The 14,031-nt window shown below is 43.7% G+C and carries 15 protein-coding genes; 6 read left to right on the forward strand and 9 right to left on the reverse strand.

The annotated features are described in order from the left end of the window. Nucleotides 1–78: 78 nt before the first annotated feature. Entirely contained in the window at nucleotides 79–585 is a 507-nt protein-coding gene (gene rfaH, locus OCV52_RS11590; RefSeq protein ID WP_137409112.1) for a transcription/translation regulatory transformer protein RfaH, read from the reverse strand. Between the two features lie 503 nt (nucleotides 586–1,088). Here rfaH and OCV52_RS11595 point away from each other — a divergent pair. Next, nucleotides 1,089–2,486, forward strand: a complete 1,398-nt coding sequence (locus OCV52_RS11595) for a peptide MFS transporter (protein ID WP_137409113.1) — start codon at nucleotides 1,089–1,091, stop codon at nucleotides 2,484–2,486. Nucleotides 2,487–2,641: 155 nt separating this feature from the next. Continuing rightward, complete coding sequence (locus OCV52_RS11600; RefSeq protein ID WP_137409203.1) at nucleotides 2,642–3,850, forward strand: IS256 family transposase; 1,209 nt, start codon at nucleotides 2,642–2,644, stop codon at nucleotides 3,848–3,850. A gap of 44 nt (nucleotides 3,851–3,894) precedes the next feature. Here OCV52_RS11600 and hemH read toward each other — a convergent pair whose 3' ends face one another. From hemH to htpG, 3 genes are all read right to left on the reverse strand, one after another. Next, nucleotides 3,895–4,857 (reverse strand): ferrochelatase, encoded by a 963-nt coding sequence (gene hemH / locus OCV52_RS11605; protein WP_137408869.1) that lies wholly within the window; start codon nucleotides 4,855–4,857, stop codon nucleotides 3,895–3,897. Between the two features lie 276 nt (nucleotides 4,858–5,133). Continuing rightward, nucleotides 5,134–5,778: an adenylate kinase gene (gene adk / locus OCV52_RS11610; protein ID WP_137408868.1), complete on the reverse strand. Its 645-nt coding sequence runs from the start codon at nucleotides 5,776–5,778 to the stop codon at nucleotides 5,134–5,136. A 388-nt stretch (nucleotides 5,779–6,166) separates the two neighbouring features. Then, the gene (htpG, locus tag OCV52_RS11615) at nucleotides 6,167–8,071 is read right to left on the reverse strand and encodes a molecular chaperone HtpG (protein WP_004737881.1); all 1,905 of its coding nucleotides are present in this window, start codon (nucleotides 8,069–8,071) and stop codon (nucleotides 6,167–6,169) included. Between the two features lie 269 nt (nucleotides 8,072–8,340). Here htpG and OCV52_RS11620 point away from each other — a divergent pair, with 269 nt between their 5' ends. The 4 genes from OCV52_RS11620 to OCV52_RS11635 all read left to right on the forward strand — a co-directional run bounded on the left by OCV52_RS11620 (nucleotide 8,341) and on the right by OCV52_RS11635 (nucleotide 10,963). Next, the gene (locus tag OCV52_RS11620; RefSeq protein WP_004737880.1) at nucleotides 8,341–9,252 is read left to right on the forward strand and encodes a transcriptional regulator; all 912 of its coding nucleotides are present in this window, start codon (nucleotides 8,341–8,343) and stop codon (nucleotides 9,250–9,252) included. Nucleotide 9,253: 1 nt separating this feature from the next. Then, the gene (locus OCV52_RS11625; RefSeq protein ID WP_004737878.1) at nucleotides 9,254–9,769 is read left to right on the forward strand and encodes a regulatory protein ToxS; all 516 of its coding nucleotides are present in this window, start codon (nucleotides 9,254–9,256) and stop codon (nucleotides 9,767–9,769) included. Nucleotides 9,770–9,878: 109 nt separating this feature from the next. Beyond that, a complete protein-coding gene (locus OCV52_RS11630) occupies nucleotides 9,879–10,634 on the forward strand; it encodes a sulfite exporter TauE/SafE family protein (protein ID WP_137408867.1) in 756 nt (251 codons plus the stop codon). Between the two features lie 50 nt (nucleotides 10,635–10,684). Further along, entirely contained in the window at nucleotides 10,685–10,963 is a 279-nt protein-coding gene (locus tag OCV52_RS11635; protein WP_086017636.1) for a SelT/SelW/SelH family protein, read from the forward strand. 24 nt (nucleotides 10,964–10,987) lie between these two features. On the opposite strand, the gene yfcE is transcribed toward OCV52_RS11635, so the two are convergent. Genes yfcE through OCV52_RS11660 form a run of 5 tightly spaced genes read right to left on the reverse strand, consistent with a single transcriptional unit; the run spans nucleotide 10,988 to nucleotide 13,850 of the window. Continuing rightward, on the reverse strand, nucleotides 10,988–11,533 hold the full coding sequence (gene yfcE / locus OCV52_RS11640; protein ID WP_137408866.1) for a phosphodiesterase: 546 nt from the start codon (nucleotides 11,531–11,533) through the stop codon (nucleotides 10,988–10,990). A gap of 47 nt (nucleotides 11,534–11,580) precedes the next feature. Next, entirely contained in the window at nucleotides 11,581–11,988 is a 408-nt protein-coding gene (locus OCV52_RS11645) for a CBS domain-containing protein (RefSeq protein WP_137408865.1), read from the reverse strand. After that, nucleotides 11,985–12,335, reverse strand: a complete 351-nt coding sequence (locus OCV52_RS11650) for a P-II family nitrogen regulator (RefSeq protein ID WP_004737873.1) — start codon at nucleotides 12,333–12,335, stop codon at nucleotides 11,985–11,987. Before OCV52_RS11650 ends, OCV52_RS11645 begins: the two co-directional genes overlap by 4 nt. Further along, entirely contained in the window at nucleotides 12,325–13,119 is a 795-nt protein-coding gene (locus OCV52_RS11655) for a DUF1538 domain-containing protein (RefSeq protein ID WP_004737872.1), read from the reverse strand. Before OCV52_RS11655 ends, OCV52_RS11650 begins: the two co-directional genes overlap by 11 nt. Continuing rightward, entirely contained in the window at nucleotides 13,116–13,850 is a 735-nt protein-coding gene (locus OCV52_RS11660; RefSeq protein WP_137408864.1) for a DUF1538 domain-containing protein, read from the reverse strand. The genes OCV52_RS11655 and OCV52_RS11660 overlap by 4 nt, the downstream gene beginning before the upstream one ends. Nucleotides 13,851–14,031: the final 181 nt, after the last annotated feature.

The raw sequence follows: 14,031 nt of genomic DNA on the forward strand, positions 1-14,031 counted from the left end.
CGATTGGTAAATTCTAAGTACTAAAAAAGGCGCATCATGCGCCTTTTTATTTTTAAGCCGATTTTTTTATTGTTGCATTTATGCGTGAGCTTGTAGTGCTTCGTTCTCAATACTGATAGGAACCACTTGGCTGATCATTTTTACGAGCATAATAGAGCGAGCTTCACCATCTTTCTGATGGAAAATCGCTTCAATACCAGCGAACTGGCCACTCTTAATCTTAACCACCTGCCCAGACTCAAACTCAACACAACAATCTTCAGTTTCGTTACTGCAACACTTCTCAAACTCTTTAAGTTCAAAAACTAAGTCACCTTGGACTTCATGCGGTCTTGCGCCGAACTTAATAAAGTCCACTACGCCGCGCGTTGAACGAACAGTAGTAAAACTCGGCCCTTGTTCATAATCAAATCGAACAAAGACGTATGAAGGAAATAGCGGTTCTTTGACCACCTTTTCTTTCCCTCTAACCACCTTTTCGACTTCTATTTGTGGGTAAAAGCACTCTACCCCTTGATTCTCTAAATGCTGCTGAGCGCGTTTTTGATCGCCACGCTTACAGTAGAGTAAATACCAACGTTTCATTTAACTAGCCATTTTCTATTTTGGGGACATTTTACCACAAGCCTAAAACGGTTTAATTGCTATTAACTAAATGAATCTTGATAGACACAAAATTATGCGTAGCAAAGCAATTTATCAACAAAAAATTATAAATATAAAAGTAATTAAGCATTGTACAGAGTTCTATTGTCGTTCAAAAGGTGCGCTACTGTGACTGCATATGCAGTCAAAAAAATAAAACACAGCGTTCCCTTTAGTGGTAATAGGATACATAAAATTAATGACTAGCGCTTTTATTATTCAGAAATATTTTCAATAAGATCATTTAACAACCAGCTCAAATCTGAAAAATTAGTTTGCAGCACATATTTTAAGGGCGGCATTGACAACAAAACACTTAATTTTCATAAACTTACAAAGTGTAGATTATCGTTACCATAAAATACATCTATTGCAGATGTTTATCGCACTCTGTATACATAAGTGACTATAAAATCTTTTAATAACTAAAATTAGTAAAACTTATGCCAAGCAATCACAACATCTTTGGCCACCCTAGAGGCCTATTTCTACTTTTCAGCACAGAGCTATGGGAACGTTTCTCCTACTACGCTATGCGTGCGATTCTTGTTTTGTTCTTAACAGACACAACGATTAACGGCGGATTGGGCTGGTCGACAAAAGACGCGCTTGACCTTTACGGTATCTACACAGGTTTAGTTTACATCACGCCTTTGATCGGTGGTTGGATTGCCGACAACTACCTAGGGCAACGTAAGTCGATTCTTATTGGTGGCGTGTTAATGGCACTTGGCCAGTTTACACTAGCTCTACCAAACGGCTTTATGGGCCTAGACCAAGTAAGTGCACTTTACCTAGGTTTAGCGCTGCTTATCAGTGGTAACGGTATGTTTAAGCCAAACATCTCAACGATGGTTGGTGACCTTTACCAAGAAGGTGATAACCGTCGTGATGGCGCATTTACTATTTTCTACATGGGAATCAACTTAGGTGCACTATTAGGTGGTCTTATCTCTGGTGCTGCGGCTGAGTCGTATGGCTGGAAAGCAGGTTTCCTAGCGGCTGGTATCGGTATGGTTATTAGCTTAATCATGCAAATGACCATGGCTCAATCATGGCTAGGTAATATCGGTTCGGTTCCAGCAGCTGCACGCGCAAAAGCTCTGAGTAAGTCGAAAGAGAAAGCACCGCTAACGAAAGAAGAGTTCGATCGACTAAAAGTTATTCTGATCATGGGTCTGTTCGTGATTATTTTCTGGGCGGGCTTTGAACAAGCTGGCGGCCTAATGAACATCTACACTCAACAATATACAGACCGTATGATTGGTGATTTTGAAGTTCCGGCTGCGTGGTTCCAATCTCTAAACCCATTCTTCATCATTACACTTGCACCAATCATTGCTGCATTTTGGGTGAAGTTAGGTAAGCGTGAACCGAACTCACCGGTTAAATTTGCGTTGGCTCTGTTCTTCTTAGCGCTTGGCTTCGTCTGCATGATGGGCGCGGTAATGGAGCAAGGTGGTGACCTTACAGTTAAAACCTCTATGCTGTGGTTAGTAGGTGCATTCTTCTTCCACACACTTGGTGAGCTTTGCCTATCTCCTATCGGTCTGTCGTTAGTGACTAAGCTGGCACCACTACGTTTAGCATCACTAATGATGGGGGCATGGTTTGGTTTCAACGCTATTGCAAACTACGTAGCTGGCCTTGTGGGGTCTCATGTAGGTGAGCTAGGCGCGATGGCAATCTTCAGTGGTATTGCGATCACAGCAACAATCAGCGGCATCTTACTGCTTCTTTGTGCTGGTAAGCTTGTGTCATGGATGCACGGCGTAGAGAGCAACATGACGCTAGAGTCTGAACCAAAAGAAGAGCGCACTGCAGAGACTTCTATTGCTTAATAGCTAATATCATTCGATGTCTAAAAGACGCTAGAACACATTCAAAAAAGGGCTGCTTAATGAGCAGCCCTTTTAGTATTTATATAGCTAGGAGCCTGTAATTTAAATTGTGTATCTGCTTATAATTAAGCCAGTCATGGCTAAGGATAAGCAATATGGATAAGAAAGCTTTAGAAGCCTTCGCTCGCGAAGCCGCTAAGTCAATTAAGACTCCTTCGGATCTTGATGACTTCAGGAAAATGTTAACCAAGGTGACGGTTGAGACAGCTTTAAATGCTGAACTTGATGATCACCTTGGCTACGAAAAACACTCACCGACCAACGATAGTAACAGTCGAAATGGCTACTCATCTAAACGCCTAATTACTGACGATGGTGAGATCCAACTAGAAATCCCTCGTGACCGTGACGCGTCCTTTGAACCCAAGCTCGTTCGTAAGCATCAAACTCGATTCCAATCGATGGACGACAAGATCTTAAGCTTGTATGCCAAAGGAATGACTACCCGAGAAATCGTCGCAACCTTCAAAGAAATGTACGATGCTGATATCTCCGCCAGTCTAATATCTAAAGTCACTGATGCTGTTTTAGAACAAGTTGTTGAGTGGCAAGCCCGCCCTCTTGATTCGGTTTATCCCGTCGTTTACCTAGACTGCATTGTTGTGAAGGTGCGCCAAAATAAGCAAGTCATCAACAAAGCCATTTACCTTGCTCTCGGTGTCAATATGGAAGGTCAGAAAGAACTTCTTGGGATGTGGATGTCCGAAACTGAAGGGGCGAAGTTCTGGCTCAGTGTACTTACCGAACTTCAAAATCGTGGTGTAAATGATATCCTCATCGCTTGTGTTGATGGCCTCAAGGGCTTTCCTGATGCCATCAATGCCGTTTATCCAAAAACTCAAATCCAGCTCTGTATCGTACACATGGTACGAAACTCAATGAAATACGTTCCGTGGAAAGATTACAAGACTATTACCGCAGACTTAAAGGAAATCTATCAAGCTACGACTGAAGATGAAGCTCTGTTGGCGCTAGAGCACTTTGGTGATAAATGGGATGAAAAGTACCCTCAAATCAGCCGCTCGTGGACGGCTCATTGGGATAACCTCAACACTCTGTTCAGCTATCCTCAAGATATCCGCAGAGCTATCTACACGACCAATGCGATAGAATCACTAAATAGCGTCATCAGGAAAGCGACCAAGAAACGTAAGCTGTTCCCGACAGATGAATCCGCCAAAAAGGTGGTGTACCTGGCGATTATGGATGCTTCCAAGAGGTGGACAATGCCAATTCATCACTGGAAGCAAGCGCTAAACCGTTTTATGATTATGTTCGAAGATCGATTAACTGAATACTTGTAACCAAGAGCAGTTACACAGAATTATTTACAGGGTCATAGCTAGTGTTATCGGTGAATCTCTACTAATTCAGCCATCATGTCGATATGCGAATCTCTGTCGTTAAGACACATGATATAGCTAAACTCAGAACCACCAGCGTCAATGAAGGTTTCCTTACACTGATCTGAAATCTCTTCCAGCGTTTCTAAACAGTCCACCGAGAAAGCAGGAGCCATGATATCGATCTTCTTGATCCCTTTGTTTGGCAATGATTCAAGCGTCTCATCGGTATATGGCTTTAACCACTCTTCTCGACCAAATCGAGACTGGTAAGTCATGGTGATATCGTCTGCAGATAAACCAAGCTCCTCAGCTAGTAGCTTAGTTGTCGCCTCACAGTGTTGAGGGTAAATATCACCTTCATCTGCTAATCGCTTCGGAATGCCGTGGAAAGAACAAACCAAATGATCCGCTCGGCCATTTTTCTCCCAGTGGCTACGAACACTCTCAGCCAATGCTTTGGTGTAACTAGGGTGTGCGTAGTAATCACGGATAAAGCGGTAACTAGGAATAACAGGCATCTGTTTAAAGGCTTTGGTTAAACCATCAGAAACCGCAGCTGTGGTGGTGCCTGAATACTGAGGATACAGAGGCAGTACGATGATCTCTTCAACGCCCTGCTCCATCAGCTGCTCAACGCCCGTCTTCAGGCTTGGATTACCATAAGTCATACCCAGCGCTACAGGCATCTCTAACTTCTTCTGAAGCTTTTCTGCTTGTCTTTGTGAATACACAAGAAGCGGTGAGCCGTCGTCCATCCAAACCGACTGATAAAGCTTGGCTACTTTAGGTGAACGAATCGGTAAAATCACTCCGTGCAATATCGGGCACCATAGCCAGCGTGTTAGATTAACGACTCGCTTATCGTGCAAAAATTCACTCAAAAATCGACGAACGCCAGCTGGGGTCGCAGAATCTGGTGTACCTAAGTTCACCAGTAAAACGCCCTGCTTTTTATTATTTTCCATAGATACCTGGGACCAATATGTAATTTTGTAGAGAGTAATATACTAATCTGCTGAAGTTTAAGATCATTGCTTGTCGCTAAATGTTGAGATAATCATTTGGCGTGACATATAACCAACATCAACTTTCGATTATGAGCGAACTTTTCAAAGCTAATGTGCGTTGAATCGAGGGCCCCTAATTATCTTAGATTGGTATCGTACTAAAAATTGAGACAAAAAAAGCGACCTTTAAGGTCGCTTCCAATATATCAAATTCTAAAACTGGCTGTTAGCCAATTATGCTAGTGCTTTCTCAAGTTCTGCACTAACTTCAGCAACTTGCTTAGTACCGTCAAACTTAAGGTAATGAGTGTTACCAGCTTCTGCTTCTTTACCGTAGTAAGAGATTAGTGGAGCTGTTTGCTCATGGTACACGCCTAGACGAGCACGAACTGTTTCTTCTTTGTCGTCATCACGTACAACTAGCTCTTCGCCAGTTACGTCATCTTTACCTTCTTCTTTTGGTGGGTTGTACACAGTGTGGTATGTACGACCTGAAGGAAGGTGAGCACGACGACCAGCCATACGCTCAACAATCACATCATCAGCTACGTCGAATTCAACAACGTAATCTACAGCGATACCCATCTCTTTTAGGCCATCAGCTTGTGGGATTGTGCGTGGGAAACCGTCTAGTAGGAAACCTTTCTCACAGTCATCTTGAGCGATACGCTCTTTGATAAGACCAAGGATAATTTCATCAGAAACTAGCTGACCAGCGTCGATTACTGATTTTGCTTGCTTACCAAGCTCAGTACCCGCTTTGATAGCAGCACGTAGCATGTCACCAGTTGAAATTTGAGGGATACCAAATTTGTTCATGATGAAGTTAGCTTGAGTGCCTTTACCCGCGCCAGGAGCACCTAGAAGAATGATGCGCATGTTTAATCCTCTTATAAAATTATGATTTATACCGAAGCTCACTATCCCAACTTCCTAGCTCATCGTTTAGATGAACAGAAATCGTTAGGTAACCGTTGAGGTTAAGCAAAACTGCAAATAGAAGCAAAACGGTAAGTTTCGGTATAACGTTTAAAAATCATACAACTGGAACAAGTTGGATCCTAGTACCAGCTGATTAGGTCGAGCATTCTATCACATTAATATTCAATTTGGCTGAATTTACGACTAAAGAATGCATCGCCTCATTTTGTTGTGACGATAACGGTGACGTTGACCACGTTTAACATGTTTTCAACGACGTTCATTAAAAAAGCCCGCATTTGCGAGCTTTTAATTACAATTCGTGGTTTAGCCCAAAGTCGAAAGACTAACGCTTTGTTAGTAGCTCGTTGATTGCACCCAAGAATTGTGACGGATCTTCCATAGAGCCTTTCTCAGCCAGCATCGCTTGACCAAGTAGTAGCTCAACCCAACGACCAAACGCTTGCTCATCGGCTTCGTCAGCCATTTGTTTAACAAGTGCGTGCTCTGGGTTAATTTCAAAGATGTACTTAACTTCAGGTGCAGCTTGGCCCGCCGCTTCAAGAAGCTTAGCCATTTGCGTACCCATCTCGAAGTCATCCGTTACAACAACTGCAGGTGTCGTTGCGAGTTTAAACGTAGTACGAACTTCTTTAACGCGATCACCCAGGTAAGATTGAGTGCGCTCAACAACAGACTTAAACTCTTCTTCAGTCTCTTTCTGCTTCTCTTTCTCTTCTTCACCTTCAAACTTGCTTAAATCTAAGCCCGCTTTTGTGATCGATTGGAATTGTTTGCCGTCAAAGTCTGTTAGGTAGTTCATTACGTACTCATCGATGCGATCGTACATTAGCACTACTTCAATACCTTTCGCTTTAAACTGCTCCAAGTGTGGGCTGTTTTTAGCTGCTGCGTAGCTATCTGCTGTCAGGTAGTAAATCTTATCTTGGCCTTCTTTCATACGCTCAACATAAGACGCTAGGCTGATAGTTTGATCTGCAGAATCAACTTCTGTAGACGCAAAACGAAGAAGACCTGCGATCTTCTCTTTATTTGCCATGTCTTCCGCTGGGCCTTCTTTCATTACAAGACCGAACTCTTTCCAGAATTCTAGGTACTTCTCATTGTCATTTTTCGCCATGCGTTCAAGCATAGTAAGTACACGCTTAGTACATGCACCACGAAGAGACTGAGTTACCTTGTTATCTTGCAGGATTTCACGAGATACGTTCAGTGGTAGGTCGTTTGAGTCAATCAGGCCGCGTACGAAACGCATGTAAGATGGCATGAACTGTTCAGCATCATCCATGATAAATACACGTTGTACATAAAGCTTTAAGCCGCTCTTGTGGTCACGGTTCATCATGTCCCAAGGTGCTTTAGCTGGGATATAAAGCAGGCTTGTATAGTCGTTCTTACCTTCAACCTTGTTGTGGCTCCAGGTTAGTGGATCAGCAAAGTCGTGAGATACGTGCTTGTAAAACTCTTGGTACTCTTCTTTCTCGATGTCTGATTTGTTACGAGTCCAAAGCGCTTGAGCTTTGTTGATTTGTTCCCAGTGCTTCTCTTCGGTGTCTTTACCTTCGTCATCTTTAACCGCAGTTAAGATAGAAACTGGGATACCGATGTGGTCAGAGTATTTACCAATTACTTCACGTAGACGCCATTCATTCAAGAACTCTTTACCGTCTTCACGCATATGAAGAATGATGTCTGTACCACGAGACTCTTTAGTGATGTCTTCAATGGTGTAATCGCCTTCGCCCGCAGAGTGCCATTGTACTGCTTCATTGCTTGCAAGACCTGCGGCACGTGTACGAACGGTTACTGCGTCCGCAACGATGAATGCTGAGTAGAAGCCAACACCAAATTGTCCGATCAACTGAGAGTCTTTGCTTTGGTCTTCAGATAACTTAGAGAAAAAGTCTGCAGTACCTGATTTCGCGATGGTACCTAAATGTTCAATAACGTTGTCGCGGCTCATGCCGATACCGTTATCAGAAATGGTTAACGTATTCGCCTCAGCGTTAAATGACAGTTTTACACCTAGATCTGCATCGCCTTGGTAAAGTTCAGCATTTGATAGCGCTTGAAAACGTAGCTTGTCCGCTGCGTCAGATGCGTTAGAGATCAGCTCACGTAAGAAGATTTCTTTATTTGAATACAGTGAGTGAATCATTAGATGAAGTAGTTGTTTTACTTCAGATTGAAAGCCACGAGTCTCTTTATTTTGCGTTGCCGTTTCGCTCATTTTTACTCCAAAACATCTATACTTTGTGTTGAAAACTATAGGGGCGGAACACGTAATGCCGCTCTGATGTTCATTAACATGAGGATGACAATTGTAAATTCAAGGTCAAAAATCATAAAAACACTGTTTTTTTGATCTGTTTTTATTATCCTTAAGCCTCATAAATATAAAAGAACATAAAAAAAGTCATGATTTGGTGAAGATTTGAATAAATTTCACCTCAGATTTGTCTATTCCGCACTCAAAATAACCCAAAGTAGAAGAATTCAATGAGCAATATCGGCACAAAGTTTATTCTCGCACAGCGGTTCGTATTCGATCCAAACAGCAACTCACTTGTTGACCAAACGAGCGACGGCGAAGTCGTGCGTCTTGGCAGCAATGAAAGCCGCATTCTCCTTATGCTGTCAGAAAGACCCAATGAAGTTATCACTCGTAACGAATTACACGAATATGTTTGGCGTGACCAAGGTTTTGAGGTTGATGACTCAAGCCTAACTCAAGCCGTTTCAACACTACGAAAGATGCTGAAAGATTCAACGAAATCTCCAGAATTCGTTAAAACTGTGCCTAAACGCGGCTACCAATTTATCGCAACCGTTGAGCGCTCAGCCCCACTTTCGTCAAATGACCAACCTGCTGCAGTTGAAATTGCCGAAAATGACGTAGAACCAAGCCTAACGTTTGCAACAACACCTGTCGCAGAAGAAGTCGTTTCTGAGACAAGCGCACCTGAGCCTATCTCTAAACTTCAGGAGGCCAATACTGAGGTTGAGCTAACTAAAGTACCTGCAACAACTGAAGCTAAAAACAGCAACAAGTGGTTAATTCTAGGGTTGCTATTTGCCGCAGTTATGATGCCGATTTTGGTAATTACCTTTACTAACCCTGCTGAATCTACATTTCGTACATTAGCAGAAGTTGATGGTGTAAAGGTTCAATCACCAATCAATCATCCGGGTTTAACAAATTGGCTACCTGCGATTGAAAAATGTGTGTTGAGCTATAACACTAACCACACTGGTATACTAAAGCCAACCGAAGTGATAGCAACTGGCGGACAGGCCAACAACATAGTTCTTAACTATATTCATCCGCAAGAACACTCTAGCGAAAATATTACTCTCAGAATTTACGCAAACCAGTCGGATGTAGACGACATTTGTAAAGGTGGCCAGTAGCATGAAATTAAAAGTATCTGTTTTCTTACTGGCCCTATCTGCTTTTCTAAGTGGTTGGTTACATTGGGGGAGCGACGCAAAAGTAGCACGCCTACTTACCTCACATGAATGGCAATCAAAGATGGTTTCGCTTATCAGTGCAGAAAAACAAGCCGATTCAATCGGTCCACTCCGTAAAGTTGAGCTCTCCTCAAATGCTAAGTACCTACCAAACGGTACATATCTGAGAATGTCGGTGGTCAGGCTATACGGCACACAAACCGCACCAGCTAACGTCATCAACATTTCAGAGACGGGTCAGTGGGAAATTAACGACAACTACCTACTGGTTTCGCCAACTGAGTTTAAAGATGTTACATCGGCTCAGCGCCAAGACTTCTCTCAAGAGCAACTAGAGCTGATTACTCAAGTAATCAAGATGGATGCAGAGCAAAGTCGTCGCATCGACATTGTTAACCCGAAGGCACTGCTACTGACTAGCTTAAATCATGGTTCTACCGTCTTGTTTTCGAACTAACATTGAAAAGCTATTTGCGGCATATCGATGGATGAATACCATTCACGATAAACCTAAAAAAGGGGCATGAGGCCCCTTTTTGTTATCTTAAACTCAAAGATAAAACTCTATGGATTGGATAAACTCACTCGCTCTATTCTTTGGCTCATTAATCGCCAACACGCTTGCCTCTTTATCAGGCGGCGGTGCTGGGCTTCTACAGTTCCCGTTACTCATCTTTCTAGGATTGCCCTTTTCAGTTGCACTGGCTACCCACAAAGTCGCTAGCGTTGCTCTCGGCTTAGGTGCTGCATATACCCATATCAAGGGTGGCACGTTAAGCTGGAAAATTTGTCTCTACCTAATTATCGTCGGCAGCATTGGAGTGGTCGTTGGCGCGAATATCGTACTCATGATCCCAGATGCCATTGCACAGAAACTGCTTGGCGCAATGATCTTAGCACTGGGCGTTTACTCACGACTAAAGAAACAATTGGGTCAAGAAGAGCAGCTTAAAAACCGAGACATAAAAGGTTGGATAATCGGTGGGGTTGGGCTGGCACTCATAGGCATCATCAACGGTTCACTCACTGCCGGATCAGGCCTGTTAGTTACCCTATTTCTAGTTCGTTGGTTTGGTTTTACTTATAAACAAGCCGTCGCGTTAACCATGATATGCGTCGGTTTGTTCTGGAATGGCATTGGAGGTATTGCCATTGTTCAAGCGGGTGCGCCAATATACTGGGTATGGTTACCCATATTACTGTTAAGTTCGTTTGTTGGCGGAAGCCTAGGGGCATTCCTCGCAAACCGTTCAAGCAATCAGCTCGTCAAAACGGCTTTCGAAATATTGACGTTTGCGGTTGGCATCAAGCTATTGCTATAGAATTTTAAAGGTTATCTATGAATACAGAGTCGAATCAACACAGCCCAGCAGTGCTGAAAGCCACAATAGCAATACACTATTGCCGCCAATGTAATTGGATGCTTCGCTCAAGTTGGTTGTGCCAGGAACTGCTTCATACCTTCAGTGAAGAGATTGAACAAGTCAGCCTGCATCCAGATACCGGTGGACGATTTGAGATCTTTTGTAATGGAGTACAGATTTGGGAACGAAAGGCGGACGGCGGCTTTCCTGAAGCGAAAGTTCTGAAGCAAAGAGTGAGAAACATCATTGCTCCAGACAGAGACCTCGGACACGTGGATTCAAAATAAACCCATGACGGCGAATTCTATGATTTAAAGCTGGCCGCTAACCAGTACATCGCCGTCAAGGCTGATCACTTTGAAGTTACAATTCTCGTAGATACCATAGCTTGCTGCATGCCCTTCCCGTGGGAACGTCACCGAGCTAGGGTTAAAAATGAAGATGTCATTTTGGTACTCAGCAACTGGGATATGGGTATGGCCATGAGCAATGATATCACCCGCTTTCAGTGCTGGCCGTTTCGTTGTGTTATATAGGTGACCGTGAGTTAAGAAGATACGTTGGCCTGATTCTAGTAACACCCATGAGTAATCCATCATCATTGGGAAAGAGAGCAACATCTGATCGACTTCGCTGTCGCAGTTCCCACGGACAGCAATGATCTCTTGGGAGAACTCGTTCAGCTTGTCTGCAACAGCAGGCGGGTTGTAACCCTCTGGAATCGGATTTCTAGGGCCATGATTCAGAATGTCACCCAGTAGGATTAAATATTGGGCACCCGAAGCTTGGTATAGCTCTAATACCTTTTCTGTTGCTGGTAGCGAACCGTGTAGGTCTGAAGCAAAAAATAATTTCACACGTACTTCTCCATAAAATTTATGGGCCTATTGTACGTACCTAACGGCTAAACGTCATCTCCCACCATACCGTTGATAACAATATTATTGTAACTAACCATACCGACAATCTTATTATCACGGACCACAGGAGCGCGGCTAATACCAAAGCGTTCAAACAAGCGTGCACAATACTTCACATTCATTTCGGCAGACACGCTTAACGCGGGCTTAGTCATGATTTCATAAATATTAGTACGTTCAGGGGAGCGATTTTTGGCCAATACTTTTTTGGCAATGTCGTTCATCAACACAATCCCATATTCATCATCTACATGACGCTTATCCACGATGATCGCTTTTACTTTGTGCTTTTTCGCCATTTCTATCGCTGCTAACACTGTGGTTAAGCCATCGATAATCACATAGGTATTGGCCATTACATCGCTGACTCGGATTTTGTCACTGGTATTCATAGCTCGTCCTCTACGACTTTAGTTAATGTTTCGACTTGATGTGCAACCCCAACCGCATCTTCAACATCGATTTGTACTGCTATTCCTTGCCCTGATTCTTGGTCGAACTCGCCAACTTTGCCGATGGTCTCTAAAATGTGTCGTGCTAAGTGCTCTTCAACGACAAACAGCAGCACATCTTTTTGTACCTCAAGCGTCAAACCAAAGAAGGTACGTTTTTGGTTTAGCCCTTGCCCTCTAGCATTATTGATCACGGTAGCCCCCGTTGCGCCCGCATCACGCGCCGCATCGAGTACGATGTCAGTCTTGCTCTCTTCCACAAACGCTAAGATCAATTTAAAGCGCATCTTTGCTCTCCTTAGAGGTGTGTAAACGGTTTAACCATTGCGTTATTTGGGCATAGCCCATTACTGAAATAATCGGAAACAAGCTAGCAAAGGCGATTAACCCAAAACCATCGATCACCGGGTTTCTCCCAGGTACGGTAGAGGCAAGTCCAAGCCCCAATGCTGTCACCAATGGCACTGTCACCGTCGATGTGGTGACACCGCCCGAGTCATAGGCCAAAGGCACTATAAGTTTGGGCGCGTAAAACGTTTGGATCACCACAACCACGTAACCAACAATGATGTAGTAATGAATAGGATCACCAGCCACGATCCGATAGCTGCCCAGCGAAATACCGATTGCAACACCGAGTGCAACGGCAATCCGGAGCCCATTGACGCTAATACTGCCACCGGAAACTTGATTCGCTTTAATCGCAACCGCTATCAATGAGGGCTCGGCGATCGTGGTACTGAATCCGATACAGAACGCAAAAAGATAGACCCAGTAATAATCAAACCACGTTAGGGCTAAGCCAGAACTGATTTTAAATTCAGTCAGAAAAGACGGCTCCGTTAACTGCATCGCCATCGTCTCTCCTAAAGGAAATAAGGCCAGTTCTAGCCCCATCAAGAAAAGAGACAAGCCAAGAATGACGTAAAAGAACCCTATCAATACTTTGGGCAGGTTGTTGACTGGCCTGCGTAGCACCGCCAATTGAAAGCCAAATATGATCACCGCAATCGGAATCACATCCATCACGGTGCCAAGAAAGGTATCGATAAACTGTTGAACACTGATCATGTCACCACCATTCCATAGACCATGACAAACATCATCGGCAGCAGTGAAGCGAATGCGATCAATCCAAAACCGTCGATCATCGGATTACGCCCTTTAATCGCTGAAGCCAAGCCCACGCCTAATGCCGTCACCAACGGAACGGTGATGGTTGATGTGGTGACGCCGCCAGAATCATACGCTATGCCAATGATATTTTCGGGGGCAAAAGCAGTGAGCACCACCACACCAATATAGCCACCGATGATCATGTATTGAATTGGCCAACCTTTTAGGATCCGAAGTACCCCAAGTAATATTGCGATACCTACCGACAATGCAACGGTGAAACGCAGGCCGTCGGCGTATTCTTCCATTTCATCATTAGAATTAGGTATTACACCGCCCTCGGCTGCCACTTCTGCTGCTTCTGCCGCCACCGCAGTTAAAGCAGGCTCCGCTATGGTTGTTCCAAAGCCCAGGCAAAAAGCAAAAGTCAGTAACCAGAACACACTTCCTTTGCGGGCAAAAGCTTGAGCCATAGATTCGCCAATCGGGAACAGCCCCATTTCAAGCCCGAAGATAAAGAATGTGAGCCCAAAGACCACCAGCACTAAACCCGCCAAAATAGACAACAGATGCGGAAGCGGCTCTTGCAAAACAGCAAGCTGGAAAAAAGCGATCACCGCAACAATAGGCAATAGATCACGAAGGCTACCTAACATAGTTCGAAACAAAGCTAGCACTGCCGTCATCGCAACTCCCTATAGCCAATAATTACGTTTGATTATCTATCCGTAGTAATCATGGCAAATCCTTATTATTTCTAATGTGATAAACATTACGCAGTTGGTAACATATGCGAGTAAAATCTCTTAACTGTGATAACGATACACATATCTAAACTAATGAATTAAATTTCACTGTTTAACCAAT

Source organism: Vibrio chagasii (assembly GCF_024347355.1).
Lineage (GTDB): Bacteria > Pseudomonadota > Gammaproteobacteria > Enterobacterales > Vibrionaceae > Vibrio > Vibrio chagasii.